The following is a 13,545-nucleotide window of genomic DNA, read 5'->3' as shown; positions in this document are numbered from 1 at the left end:
AAGCGGTAAATAATGCAAAAGCCTTTTCTGACGATCGGCCTGGTGGCCGGTGAAACATCGGGTGACATTCTTGGCGCAGGTTTGATTCGCGCGCTGAAGAAACACCATCCAGACGCCCGTTTTGTCGGTGTCGCTGGCCCGCTGATGCAGGCCGAAGGGTGTGAAGCCTGGTACGAAATGGAAGAATTGGCTGTCATGGGCGTGGTGGAGGTTCTGGAACGTTTGCCGCGCCTGTTGAAAATCCGCAAAGACCTGACTCAGCGCTTTTCTGCATTAAAGCCAGATGTGTTTGTGGGCATTGATGCGCCTGACTTCAACATCACTCTGGAAGGGCGCCTTAAGCAGCGTGGTATTCGCACTATCCATTATGTCAGCCCTTCCGTCTGGGCCTGGCGACAAAAGCGTGTTTTCAAAATTGGGAAAGCCACCCACATGGTGCTGGCGTTTTTGCCTTTTGAAAAAGCGTTTTACGATAAATTCAACGTACCTTGCCGTTTTATCGGCCACACAATGGCTGATTCTATGCCATTGCAGCCTGATAAACAGGCGGCGCGAACAGCACTAGATATTCCTGCAGACGTGCATTGCCTGGCGTTGTTGCCGGGCAGTCGTCACGCTGAAGTGGAGATGCTCAGCGCCGATTTCCTCAAAACAGCATTACAGCTGCGCCAGACCTATCCTGACTTGCATATCGTGGTGCCACTGGTCAACGCCAGGCGGCGTGAGCAGTTTGAACGCATCAAGGCTGACATCGCCCCTGACTTACCTGCTCATCTGCTGGACGGGCAGGCGAGGGATGCGATGATCGCCAGCGATGCCGCACTGTTAGCCTCTGGCACTGCCGCTCTGGAATGTATGCTGGCGAAATGCCCAATGGTGGTGGGTTATCGCATGAAACCCTTCACTTACTGGATTGCCGAGCGGCTGGTGAAAACGCCTTACGTCTCGTTACCAAACTTGCTGGCCGGGCGTGAAATTGTCACTGAACTTCTGCAAACCGACTGTGTGCCGGATAAACTGTCAGCGGCCTTGTTACCGTTGCTCGCTGGTGGTGAAGAGAGTCATGCGTTGCAGGAAACTTTTTTGGCATTGCATGAAAGTATTCGCTGTGACGCCGATGAGCAGGCCGCTCAGGCCGTGATGGAACTGGCAAGACGATGAGTGAAATTTTTATCTATCCGCAGGCGTTATGCATCGCGGGTGTAGATGAGGTCGGTCGCGGCCCGTTAGTCGGTGCGGTGGTCACTGCGGCGGTTATTCTGGATCCCGCAAGACCGATTGTCGGGTTGGCAGACTCCAAAAAACTCAGTGAAAAACGCCGCGAAGCCCTGTATGTCGAAATTAAAGAAAAAGCTCTGGCCTGGAGTTTAGGTCGCGCTGAACCTCATGAAATTGACCAGTTGAATATTTTGCATGCCACGATGTTGGCCATGCAGAGGGCGGTGGCGGGTCTTGGTATCACGCCTGATATGGTGTTAATTGACGGCAACCGTTGCCCGGTATTGCCAATGGCCTCTCAGGCCGTGGTCAGGGGTGACAGCAAAGTCGCGGAAATCAGCGCGGCCTCTATTTTAGCTAAAGTGACACGCGATCGTGAGATGGTCGAGCTGGATCGTCAGTTCCCTGAATATGGTTTTGCCAAGCATAAAGGCTATCCAACCCCAGTCCATCTCGAGAGTCTGTCGAGGCTGGGGGCCATATCGCACCACAGACGCAGTTTCGCACCGGTCAAACGTGCGCTGGGTCTGGCTTAGCTAGCGCGTTTTCGCGTCAGCCACAGTAGTTTGTCATTCCGACAATCGTTCATTCATTACTCATTTCTGGACTCTGGATATGGCCGAACCTCGTTTTATTCATCTTCGTGTACACAGTGACTACTCCATGGTGGATGGATTAGCCAAAGTTGGGCCGTTGGTGAAATGCGCGGCGTCACTGGGCATGCCTGCGTTAGCCATTACCGACTTTACTAACCTTTGCGGACTGGTGAAATTCTACGGTGCTGCCCACGGTGCGGGGGTCAAGCCGATCATCGGCGCAGATTTTAACGTACAAAGTGAGATCCTCGGTGATGAACTGGCTCAACTGACCGTGCTGGCGATGAATAATCAGGGCTATCAGAATTTGACCCTGCTTATCTCACGCGCTTATCAGCGTGGTTATGGTGCCGCGGGGCCGATCATTGACCGTGACTGGCTGGCTGAGCTCAACGAAGGCCTGATCCTGCTTTCTGGTGCCAAAATGGGGGATGTCGGTAAGTTCCTCACGCGCGGTAATCAGCCGCAGGTTGAACAATGTCTGGATTTTTATCAGCAATACTTTGCTGACCGCTATTATCTTGAACTGATCCGCACTGGCCGCCCTGAAGAAGAAAACTACCTTCACGCCGCTGTGGCTTTGGCCGCTGAGCGTGACCTGCCGGTGGTCGCCACCAATGACGTGCGTTTTCTGGTGCAGGGCGATTTTGATGCCCATGAGATCCGCGTCGCTATCCACGATGGTTTCACGCTCGACGATCCTAAGCGCCCGCGTAATTACACTCCGCAGCAATACATGCGCAGTGAAGATGAGATGTGTGAGTTGTTCGAGGATATTCCCGAAGCGCTACTCAACAGCGTAGAGATCGCCAAGCGTTGTAACGTCACTATCCGCCTCGGTGAATACTTCCTGCCTCAGTTCCCGACCGGGGATATGAGTACCGAAGACTTCCTGGTTACCAAATCGAAGGAAGGGCTGGAAGATCGTCTGGAGTTCCTGTTCCCGGACCCTGAACAGCGTGCAGAGAAACGTCCTGAATACGACGACCGTCTTAAGTTAGAGCTGGGTGTTATCAACCAGATGGGGTTCCCGGGTTACTTCCTTATTGTGATGGAATTCATTCAGTGGTCTAAAGACAACGACGTACCTGTTGGGCCGGGACGTGGCTCCGGTGCCGGTTCTCTGGTGGCTTATGCGCTGAAAATCACCGACCTCGATCCGCTGGAGTTTGACCTGCTTTTCGAACGTTTCCTTAACCCGGAACGTGTCTCCATGCCTGACTTTGACGTCGACTTCTGCATGGAAAAACGCGATCTGGTCATTGATCACGTGGCGGAAATGTACGGCCGCGAAGCCGTTTCTCAGATCATCACTTTCGGTACTATGGCAGCCAAAGCCGTTATCCGCGATGTCGGTCGAGTACTCGGCCATCCCTACGGTTTTGTCGATCGCATTTCAAAACTGGTGCCGCCAGATCCTGGGATGACACTGGAGAAAGCCTTCGCCGCCGAGCCGCAGTTGCCTGAAATTTATGAGGCAGATGAAGAAGTCCGCGCGCTGATCGACATGGCACGTAAGCTCGAAGGTGTCACCCGTAACGCCGGTAAACATGCCGGTGGGGTGGTGATCGCACCGACCAAAATTACTGACTTTGCGCCGCTTTACTGCGATGCCGAAGGTAACCACCCGGTTACCCAGTTTGATAAGAACGATGTTGAATATGCCGGGCTGGTGAAGTTTGACTTCCTTGGCCTGCGCACGCTGACCATCATCGACTGGGCGTTGGGCATGATTAATGCCCGTCGCGCTAAAACCGGCCTCGAACCTATCGATATCGCAGCGATCCCACTCGAAGATAAGAAAAGCTTCGATATGCTGCAGCGTTCGGAAACCACTGCGGTTTTCCAGCTTGAATCCCGCGGTATGAAAGATCTGATTAAGCGCCTGAAACCTGACTGCTTCGAGGACATGATCGCATTGGTGGCGCTGTTCCGCCCCGGCCCTTTGCAGTCAGGCATGGTGGATAACTTCATTGACCGTAAGCATGGCCGTGAAGAGCTTTCATACCCTGATATCCAGTGGCAGCATGAATCCCTGAAACCTGTGCTAGAGCCGACCTACGGCATCATCTTGTACCAGGAACAAGTTATGCAGATTGCTCAGGTGCTGGCCGGATATTCGCTGGGCGGCGCGGATATGCTGCGACGTGCGATGGGGAAAAAGAACCCGGTCGAAATGGCCAAGCAGCGGGGCGGTTTTGAGGACGGTGCGAAATCACGCGGTATCGACGGCGAACTGGCGGTTAAAATCTTCGATCTGGTGGAGAAATTCGCAGGTTACGGTTTTAACAAGTCTCACTCAGCGGCTTATGCATTGGTGTCTTATCAGACCTTATGGCTGAAAGCGCATTACCCGGCAGAGTTTATGGCAGCGGTGATGACTGCTGATATGGACAACACCGAGAAGGTGGTCGGTCTGGTAGATGAATGCTGGCGCATGGGGCTTAAGATCTTGCCGCCGGACATCAACAGTGGTTTGTACCATTTCCACGTTAATGACGAAGGTGAAATCGTTTACGGCATCGGCGCGATTAAAGGCGTAGGTGAAGGTCCGATTGAAGCGATCATCGAAGCGCGTAACGAAGGCGGCTATTTCAAAGAGCTGTTTGATTTATGCGCCCGTGCGGATGTGAAAAAACTCAATAAACGCATTCTCGAAAAACTGATCATGTCCGGCGCATTCGACCGTTTGGGGCCACACCGTGCCGCCTTGATGAGTTCGTTACCCGATGCCCTAAAAGCCGCTGACCAGCACGCAAAAGCGGAAGCTATTGGTCAGGTGGATATGTTCGGTGTCTTGGCTGAAGCGCCGGAGCAGGTTGAGAAATCCTATGCCAATGTCACGCGCTGGCCAGAACAAACGGTTCTGGACGGTGAGCGGGAAACGCTAGGACTGTATTTGACCGGCCACCCGATCACGCAGTATCTGAAAGAGATTGAGCGCTATGGCGGCGGTCAACGCCTGAAAGATATGCACCCGACTGACCGGGGGAAAATGACCATCGCCGTCGGCTTAGTGATCGCAGCGCGAGTCATGATCACCAAACGCGGAAACCGTATTGGTATCTGTACGCTGGATGACCGCTCGGGGCGTCTTGAAGTGATGTTGTTCACCGAAGCGCTGGAAAAATTCCAGCATTTATTGGAAAAAGACCGTATCCTTATCGCGACAGGACAGGTCAGCTTTGATGACTTCAGTGGTGGGCTTAAAATGATGGCCCGCGATGTCATGGACATCAGTGAAGCACGGGAAAAATATGCTCGCGGTCTTGCTATCTCGCTGACTGACAGGCAAATTGATGACCAGCTTTTGAACCGTCTCCGCCAATCGTTGGAACCACATCGATCGGGGACGATACCAGTCCATCTGTACTACCAACGAGAAAATGCGCGTGCCCGGCTACGATTCGGTGCGTCATGGCGTGTAACGCCAACCGATAAACTGTTGCTGGATCTGCGCACGCTTGTAGGTACCGAGCAGGTGGAACTGGAATTTGACTAAAATAGGAATGCTATGAGTCTGAATTTTCTTGATTTTGAACAGCCGATTGCGGAGCTGGAAGCGAAAATTGACTCGCTGACTGCAGTCAGCCGTCAAGACGAAAAATTGGATATTAATCTTGACGAAGAAGTTGAACGCCTGCGTGAGAAAAGCGTAGAACTGACCCGTAAGATTTTCTCTGATCTGGGTGCCTGGCAGATTGCCCAACTGGCACGCCATCCGCGTCGCCCTTACACCCTGGATTACATCAAACATATCTTCACCGATTTTGATGAACTGGCTGGTGATCGTGCATACGCGGATGATAAAGCCATTGTTGGTGGTATCGCGCGGTTAGGTGAACGTGCCGTGATGATCATTGGTCATCAGAAAGGCCGTGAAACCAAAGAAAAAATCCGCCGCAACTTCGGTATGCCAGCGCCTGAAGGCTATCGTAAAGCGCTGCGTCTGATGGAAATGGCTGAGCGCTTCAAACTGCCGATCCTCACCTTTATCGACACACCGGGTGCTTATCCGGGTGTTGGTGCGGAAGAACGCGGTCAGTCTGAGGCCATTGCGCGCAACCTGCGTGAAATGTCCCGCCTGAACGTACCGGTTATCTGTACCGTTATCGGTGAGGGTGGGTCCGGTGGTGCGTTGGCAATCGGTGTTGGCGACAAGGTTAATATGCTGCAGTACAGCACCTATTCGGTGATTTCACCGGAAGGCTGTGCATCGATTTTGTGGAAAAGTGCGGATAAAGCCCCACTGGCTGCCGAAGCGATGGGTATCGTTGCTCCGCGTCTGAAAGAGCTGAAGCTGATTGATTCGGTGATCCCTGAACCACTGGGTGGCGCGCATCGTGACGTTCCAGCGATGGCCGCTTCATTGCGTGCACAGCTGGAAGCCGATCTCAGCGATCTGGATCTTCTGAACAATGAAGAACTGCGCAACCGTCGTTATCAGCGTCTGATGACTTACGGCTATTGCTAAGTTTCATCCAGGCTTCCAGAGACTCCGAAAGGCCGTGCTTGCACGGCCTTTTTTATTAAAAGGATTTGTCAGATGAACATTCTCGCCATCATGCGCCCGGAAGGGGCCTACTATAAAGATGAGCCAATCCGCGAACTGGATCTGGCGCTGACTAACCTTGGCTTTCAAATCGTCTATCCACGGGACAATGCCGACCTGCTCAAGCTTATCGAGAATAACGCCCGTATCTGTGGTGCCATTTTCGACTGGGATCAGCACAGCACCGAGCTGTGTACTGAAATTAACGAGCTGAATGAATACCTGCCGCTGTACGGTTTCATCAACACCCATTCGTCACTCGATGTCAGCGTGAATGACATGCGTATGGTGCTCTATTTCTTCGAATATGCCCTGAATGCGGCCGAGGATATTGCCAAACGCATCCGGCAATATACCGATGAGTATATCGACACCATCACGCCACCGCTGACCAAAGCGCTGTTCCGCTATGTTGAAGAGGGCAAATATACCTTCTGTACGCCAGGTCATATGGCGGGAACAGCTTTCTTAAAAAGTCCGGTTGGTACGCTTTTTCATGATTTCTTCGGCGCGAAAACGCTGAAAGCGGATGTGTCTATTTCGGTTACTGAACTTGGCTCGCTACTTGACCACACGGGCCCGCATCTTGAAGCGGAAGAGTATATCGCCCGCACATTTGGCGCCGAGCAGAGCTATATCGTGACTAACGGCACTTCCACAGCCAACAAAATTGTGGGTATGTATGCAGCCCCTGCCGGCAGTACCGTACTGATTGATCGCAACTGCCACAAATCGCTGGCGCATCTTATGATGATGACCAACGTGGTGCCGATTTACCTGCGCCCGAATCGCAATGCTTATGGCATTTTAGGCGGCATTCCACAGCGTGAATTTACCCGCGAGAGCATTGCGGAGAAAGTTGCCCAAACGCAAAATGCCACCTGGCCGGTGCATGCGGTGATCACCAATTCGACTTACGACGGCTTGCTCTACAACACGGATTTCATCAAGAAAACCCTGGATGTGCCATCCATTCACTTTGATTCTGCCTGGGTGCCGTATACCAATTTCCACCCCATCTATGCAGGTAAAAGCGGCATGAGTGGTGAACGGGTGGCCGGAAAAGTGATTTATGAAACGCAGTCTACCCACAAATTGCTGGCGGCGTTTTCACAAGCCTCGATGATCCACATTAAAGGGGACTACGATGAAAGTACCTTTAATGAAGCCTACATGATGCATACCACCACATCGCCCAACTACGCCATTGTGGCCTCGGCAGAGACTGCAGCGGCCATGCTGCGCGGGAATCCTGGCCGTCGGTTAATCAACCGCTCGGTTGAACGCGCGCTGCATTTTCGTAAAGAGATCCAGCGATTACGGGAAGAAACGGAAGGCTGGTTCTACGACATCTGGCAGCCTGAAGAGATCGACGAAGCCGAATGTTGGCCGCTTAACCCGGATCAAAACTGGCATGGTTTTGCTAATGCCGATACCGATCATATGTATTTGGATCCGATCAAAGTCACTATTCTTACGCCGGGAATGGACGAACAGGGACGGCTCTCGCCAGAAGGGATCCCGGCGGCGCTGGTGGCGAAATACCTTGATGAACGTGGCGTGGTGGTGGAGAAAACCGGGCCTTACAATCTGCTGTTCCTGTTCAGCATCGGTATCGACAAAACCAAATCCATGAGTTTAATGCGCGGTCTGACTGACTTTAAACGTGCCTATGACCTGAATTTGCGCGTTAAGAATATGCTGCCGGATCTTTACGCCGAGGACCCGGACTTTTACCGGCACATGCGCATTCAGGATCTGGCCCAGGGCATTCATAAGCTGATCCATAAACATGATCTGCCAAGCCTGATGATCAGGGCATTTGATGTGCTGCCGGAAATGATCATGACGCCTTACGAGATGTTCCAGCACCAGGTGCGCGGGCACATCGAAGAGTGCGAAATTGACGATCTGGTCGGCAAAGTGGCTGCGAATATGATCCTGCCTTATCCGCCGGGTGTGCCGGTGGTAATGCCTGGCGAGATGATCACGCAGGAAAGCCGCGCCGTACTGGATTTCCTGATAATGCTTTGTTCGATTGGGGAGCATTATCCAGGCTTTGAAACCGACATTCACGGTGCCAAACTGACGGAAGATGGCCGGTATTTGGTGAAAGTGCTCAAACTACCCGCCGCATAACTTCCCTGCCTTCTCAGGAGGATGTCGTTGATCTTATCGCGCAGTCTGAGTACCGTTATTGCGAAGGAATAACAGGATATTGTCATGCTTAATTTACGTCAGATTCACCATATTGCGATCATTGCATCGGACTATGGCCGCAGCAAAGCTTTCTACTGTGACGTGCTGGGGTTTACCTTACGGGATGAGTTTTACCGTGAAGAGCGTGATTCGTGGAAAGCTGATCTGGCCCTGAACGGACAATACACCCTTGAGCTGTTCAGTTTCCCGCATCCTCCCGAACGCGTCAGTTGCCCGGAAGCCTGCGGCTTGCGTCATCTGGCCTTCAGCGTTGACGACATTGAAGTCGCGATTGCCTTGCTGCTCAGCGCGGGTGTGTCATGTGAACCCGTGCGGATTGACCCATATACCTCTAGGCGTTTTACCTTCTTCAGCGACCCCGATGGCTTGCCATTAGAACTTTACGAAATCAGCTGAGTCATCATGAAAAGAGATCTTTCTGCCAGCAGCATGCTAACTCACCTCACCGGGCAAATTGGTGATGAGCGAAAATTCTGTGTGGCCTTCAGCGGCGGTCTGGACTCCACCGTACTGCTGGCGGCACTCGTACAGCTACGCGCAGAAGCCTGTCCCGATCTTTCTCTGCGCGCTATCCACGTTCATCATGGCCTGAGCCAGTTTGCTGATCACTGGGTGGCGCATGCGCAGACATTTTGCCAACAGCTACAGGTCCAGCTGGAGGTTGTGCATGTCAGCGTGGATGCCAAAAAGGAGGGGATTGAAGCGGCGGCCAGAGCGGCACGCTATCAGGCATTTGCCGACCATCTTACGGCGGGTGAAACACTGCTTACTGCTCAGCATCTGAATGATCAGTGTGAAACCTTTTTGCTGGCATTAAAACGAGGAAGCGGTCCGGCGGGACTTTCTGCCATGGCGGCGCACTCAGAACGCAATGGTTATATGCTGTTACGGCCTTTTCTGCACCTTTCCCGCCAGCAACTCGAACAGTTCGCCACTGATGCAGGGCTGCAATGGATTGAAGATGACAGTAATCAGGACCCGCGCTTTGACCGTAATTTCCTGCGGCTAAAAGTGTTACCGTCACTCTATGAACGCTGGCCGCATTTCCCGCAGGCTGTTTCCCGCAGCGCAGCTCTGTGCGCCGAGCAGGAGGCGCTACTGGATGAACTGCTGAGCGAATCTCTTCTGGCATTCACTGACCACAACAGAAGTCTCGATATTTCCGCCATGGCCTCGCTGTCCGCACTGCGGCGCCAGGCCCTGCTGCGCCGGTGGCTGGCGGAGCAGGGGGCGCGGATGCCTTCACGCGATCAGTTGCAACGTATCTGGGATGAAGTCGCTCTTAGCCGTGATGATGCTGCACCCCAATTTCAGCTTCATCACCTGAGCGTGCGACGTTTTCGCCAGCGTCTGTATGTACTGCCGCCGATGGCATCTCTAAAGCAGGTTGTTCTCCCCTGGGATACTGCTTTGCCGCTGCGGCTTCCCGATGGCCTCGGTCAGTTACAGGCCTGCGAGGGGGCGGCGCAAGGTGCTGAAAGTATCCGTCTTCCGCGGGATGATGAGCAGGTTAGCGTGCGTTTCCAGGCGCCCGGTATGATTGAAAAAGTGGGACGCGAGCATGCCCGGCAAAGTAAAAAATTGTGGCAGGAACTCAATGTCCCACCGTGGCAGCGTGAACGCATGCCGCTGGTTTATTATAATGAACAATTGATGGCCGCGCCGGGGCTGTTTATCACCCGTCAGGCGTTGGCGCAGGCCAATGAACCACAATGGCAGGTAATGTGGCGACCTTCGGCGGATAAAAAAGAGAGTTAATGGTGGATGTTAAGGTGGGATATTCTGTTTCAGGAGCGGCAATGCGTGTTGTAGCAAGTGTGGCTTTATTGTTGAGTATGGTTTGTGCGCCGGTTCTGGCAGAAGGCAATATCACTCAGGGCCAGTCAAAAGCTGCCAGTTGTGTGGCGTGTCATGGGGCAAATGGCAAGGCGGTTAACCCCATTTATCCGAACCTTGCCGGGCAAAATGAAGCGTATCTGGAGCTGGCGATGCATGCCTACAAAAAAGGAGAACGTAGCGCAGGGCAGGCGGGGGTGATGCAGGCATTTACGTCATCACTGTCCGATGAAGACATCAGTGATTTGGCTGCTTATTACGCCAGCCTGACACCGCTGAAATAACCTGTCCCGATGCCGACCTCTTTTAGAAATACAAACGGGCAATCCTAAGATTGCCCGTTAAGTGGCTACTGTTTGTCGGGCAGCATTATTCGATGCTGACAACCACAGTACCAATTTCAGGATGGATATAACTTTCAATATGATCAAGGCGCAAGTCGCGTTTTTCGCCATTGATATTGATGACCAAATATTCGACCTTTTTACGCATTAACAGCTCGCAGGCTTTCCCTTCAACAGTTTCTCCGCTACGTAACGTCAGTGTCAAAACCACATCATTCTGGCAGGCGAGCTCAAGATTATCGTAGTCATCACAATTGATGGGTTGGTACTCATCATTCATCGACATAATCGCTCACCAATAAGTTAGCAGCGGCATAGGCCGCTTGTTCCCGGATAGACGACGGAAGTTCGGCATTCGCCGCCACATCGTCCAATGCTTTCAACACACAGCCCAGCGCATCGGGCACATAGCCGAGATCACCGCTGGCAATCTCCGCATATTTACGGCGTACAGAATCACAGTACTGTTGCATAGGTCCTCCTTAAAAGCATATCCCGCTGGGGTAATGGTCGTATTGAAAGCCCAGAAAGATAAACTCTCAGTATTTAACGACTATAGCACAGGCAAGGTCCAGTTATTAGCGAGCAAATGCAGCTTTCTCGTTAGTGGAGAGTCAGTTAATCCACTGTTGGGCGGCGTTAAACTGGCTGCCTGGCCCTGCTTTCAAGTACACTATGTGTCTATTATCAAGAGGTCTCCAATGGCGTTAAAAGCGACGATCTACAAAGCGGCAATCAATATTGCAGATATGGACCGCAATTTTTTCTACGATGCCAACCTGACACTGGCTCAGCATCCCTCCGAAACCGAACAGCGCATGATGTTGCGTCTGCTGGCCTGGATTTGCCATGCTGATGAACGCCTGAGTTTTACCCGTGGGCTGAGTGCAGAAGACGAACCAGAAATCTGGCGCAAGAACGATCACAACGGTATCGAGCTATGGGTCGAGCTGGGTTTACCAGATGAAAAACGCCTGAAGAAAGCCTGTAACCAATCTCGCCATGTGGTGCTGTATGTCTACAGCGAGCGTGCGGCCAAAGTCTGGTGGCCATCAGTACAAAGTAAAGCCAACGGATTCGGTAATCTGACGGTGCGTTTCATCGATGACGAGTTACTGGCCCAGCTTACAGCTTTCGCTAATCGCAGCATGACCTTGCAGGCCACACTGCAGGATGGAACTATTTGGCTTTCTGATGCTCAGAATAATTTGGAAATTCAATTTTCTGAATGGAAAGAGTCAGATGGGAAAGAAGTGGGACATTAAGTGTGTTAATCCTTTCCGGTAAACTCGAACTTCCTGACAATGAAATCGAATTAACGGCTATCCGCGCCCAGGGGGCAGGTGGTCAGAACGTCAATAAAACCTCGACGGCGATCCATTTACGGTTTGATATCAAAGCCTCAAGCCTGCCTGATTATTATAAAGAACGTTTGCTGGCGTTTAATCACCATTCAATAACGGCAGACGGGCTGGTGGTGATTAAGGCGCAGGAGTACCGCAGTCAGGAACAAAATCGCGAAGCGGCTCTCATGCGTTTAAGCAACTTGATATCTCAGGCTATGGTGGTTGAAAAGCCGCGTCGTGCAACGAAACCGACCAAAGGGTCGAAAATTCGGCGCGTGGAAGGGAAAGTGCGTAAGGGTGCGACAAAGGCATTGCGCGGTAAGATTCGCTAGTCTTAATACGCTGAACTGTGGCAGCGGGAACAGTCTTTTGCCACAAAGAGACAAAATGCAGAGGGAGAGGACTGTGAAAAAAATCATCATAACCGCAGTGCTGGCGCTTGGCGCGCTGTCACTGTTTGGTTGCCATACGTCTGCAATGAATCGTGAGGCGCCGCTGCAGGCCATGCAGCAAAGTTTTAGCGGTGTTGTTCCCTGTGCGGATTGTAGCGGAATAGAAATGTCGCTGTTCCTGCAACAAGATGGTACTTACGTCCTGCAGGAAAGTTATCTGGGAGCCAAAGACGGCGACCTGATGTTTGCCAGTTATGGTAGCTGGGCCCGTACGGCGGATAAATTAGTACTCACTGACAGCAAAGGCGAGAAACGTTATTTCCATCCTGAAGGTGATAATTTAGCGATGCTCGATTCCACTGGCTCGCCGATTGTTTCGCAATTTAATTATGTGCTGAAACCAACGGCGCAGAATATGCCTAAAACGCCAATGACACTCTCCGGCATGCTGCAATACAGCGCTGATGTGGCCTCTTTCACGGATTGTGCTACCGGGAAAGTGTTCCCCCTTTCGGACAATAAAACGCTGAAAACAGGCTATCTCGCCGCGCGTAAAAAACCGCAGGAGCTGGTGTTTGTCTCTATGGATGGCCACTTTACGGTTAATTCATCAGCCGAACAGGGGCAGACCCAAAAGTCCCTGGTGGCCGACAGCAATGTGAAGTTTGACCCAGCCAAAGCTTGTCCATAAGGGGGCGATACCGCTTCAGGACCCGCAGCCATAAAAAACGCCCGCTTAAAAGTGTAATGCCGATCGTTTAAGAGTACTTGAACGATCCTGCCAGTAAGAGACAATCCGGGAACAGCCTTCTGTTCCCGGATTTTTTATGTCTGAAGATGACATGGATTTTGTTGTTGATGCTTTCTCCTCTGAGATCGATGCCTTTTCACGTTCACTTGACCCTCTCTGGATCCACCAGGCCCTGACTGCCTGCCAGAAGGCCAGTATTCGCAGGCGTCGTCTGCCTGCTGAGCAGGCTGTATGGCTCATCCTGATGATGGGGTTGTTGCGTGATTTATCCATCAAAGATGTCTGCCATC

The 13,545-nt window shown here is 52.2% G+C and carries 14 protein-coding genes; 12 read left to right on the top strand and 2 right to left on the bottom strand.

Features of this window, described 5'->3' with window-relative positions:
* Positions 1-12: 12 nt before the first annotated feature.
* The 8 genes from lpxB to EAH77_RS13705 all read left to right on the top strand — a co-directional run bounded on the left by lpxB (position 13) and on the right by EAH77_RS13705 (position 10,706).
* Positions 13-1,161: a lipid-A-disaccharide synthase gene (gene lpxB, locus EAH77_RS13740; protein ID WP_140473378.1), complete on the top strand. Its 1,149-nt coding sequence runs from the start codon at positions 13-15 to the stop codon at positions 1,159-1,161.
* Positions 1,158-1,754: a ribonuclease HII gene (gene rnhB / locus EAH77_RS13735; protein ID WP_140473377.1), complete on the top strand. Its 597-nt coding sequence runs from the start codon at positions 1,158-1,160 to the stop codon at positions 1,752-1,754. The genes lpxB and rnhB overlap by 4 nt, the downstream gene beginning before the upstream one ends.
* A 79-nt stretch (positions 1,755-1,833) precedes the next feature.
* Positions 1,834-5,316, top strand: coding sequence for a DNA polymerase III subunit alpha (gene dnaE, locus EAH77_RS13730; RefSeq protein ID WP_140473376.1), 3,483 nt, complete (start codon positions 1,834-1,836; stop codon positions 5,314-5,316).
* 12 nt (positions 5,317-5,328) lie between these two features.
* Complete coding sequence (gene accA / locus EAH77_RS13725) at positions 5,329-6,288, top strand: acetyl-CoA carboxylase carboxyl transferase subunit alpha (protein ID WP_140473375.1); 960 nt, start codon at positions 5,329-5,331, stop codon at positions 6,286-6,288.
* A 72-nt stretch (positions 6,289-6,360) separates the two neighbouring features.
* Positions 6,361-8,505, top strand: coding sequence for a lysine decarboxylase LdcC (locus tag EAH77_RS13720; protein ID WP_140473374.1), 2,145 nt, complete (start codon positions 6,361-6,363; stop codon positions 8,503-8,505).
* A gap of 84 nt (positions 8,506-8,589) precedes the next feature.
* The gene (locus EAH77_RS13715; RefSeq protein WP_140473373.1) at positions 8,590-8,982 is read left to right on the top strand and encodes a VOC family protein; all 393 of its coding nucleotides are present in this window, start codon (positions 8,590-8,592) and stop codon (positions 8,980-8,982) included.
* 6 nt (positions 8,983-8,988) lie between these two features.
* Positions 8,989-10,344, top strand: a complete 1,356-nt coding sequence (tilS, locus tag EAH77_RS13710) for a tRNA lysidine(34) synthetase TilS (protein ID WP_140473372.1) — start codon at positions 8,989-8,991, stop codon at positions 10,342-10,344.
* 41 nt (positions 10,345-10,385) lie between these two features.
* Positions 10,386-10,706: a c-type cytochrome gene (locus tag EAH77_RS13705; protein WP_140473371.1), complete on the top strand. Its 321-nt coding sequence runs from the start codon at positions 10,386-10,388 to the stop codon at positions 10,704-10,706.
* 85 nt (positions 10,707-10,791) lie between these two features.
* Here the strand turns inward: EAH77_RS13705 and rof are convergent, their stop codons facing one another.
* Together rof and EAH77_RS13695 are read right to left on the bottom strand one after the other, a co-directional pair.
* Entirely contained in the window at positions 10,792-11,052 is a 261-nt protein-coding gene (gene rof / locus EAH77_RS13700) for a Rho-binding antiterminator (RefSeq protein WP_140473370.1), read from the bottom strand.
* Positions 11,039-11,239: a YaeP family protein gene (locus tag EAH77_RS13695; protein ID WP_140473369.1), complete on the bottom strand. Its 201-nt coding sequence runs from the start codon at positions 11,237-11,239 to the stop codon at positions 11,039-11,041. The genes rof and EAH77_RS13695 overlap by 14 nt, the downstream gene beginning before the upstream one ends.
* A gap of 228 nt (positions 11,240-11,467) precedes the next feature.
* On the opposite strand from EAH77_RS13695, the gene EAH77_RS13690 reads away from it, so the two are divergent.
* The 4 genes from EAH77_RS13690 to EAH77_RS13675 form a co-directional block, all read left to right on the top strand.
* On the top strand, positions 11,468-12,031 hold the full coding sequence (locus EAH77_RS13690) for a YaeQ family protein (protein WP_140473368.1): 564 nt from the start codon (positions 11,468-11,470) through the stop codon (positions 12,029-12,031).
* On the top strand, positions 11,995-12,444 hold the full coding sequence (arfB, locus tag EAH77_RS13685) for an alternative ribosome rescue aminoacyl-tRNA hydrolase ArfB (protein WP_431306772.1): 450 nt from the start codon (positions 11,995-11,997) through the stop codon (positions 12,442-12,444). Before EAH77_RS13690 ends, arfB begins: the two co-directional genes overlap by 37 nt.
* Positions 12,445-12,517: 73 nt before the next feature.
* Complete coding sequence (gene nlpE / locus EAH77_RS13680) at positions 12,518-13,195, top strand: envelope stress response activation lipoprotein NlpE (protein ID WP_140473366.1); 678 nt, start codon at positions 12,518-12,520, stop codon at positions 13,193-13,195.
* A gap of 136 nt (positions 13,196-13,331) precedes the next feature.
* Positions 13,332-13,545 (top strand): transposase domain-containing protein (locus EAH77_RS13675; protein WP_194150507.1); only part of this gene is annotated, 214 nt, incomplete at its 3' end.

Origin of the sequence: Ewingella americana (assembly GCF_006438725.1) — a bacterium.
Classification (GTDB): Bacteria; Pseudomonadota; Gammaproteobacteria; order Enterobacterales; family Enterobacteriaceae; genus Ewingella; species Ewingella americana_A.
Note: the sequence above shows the minus strand (reverse complement) of the source record. Positions and strands in the feature narration are given on the sequence as shown.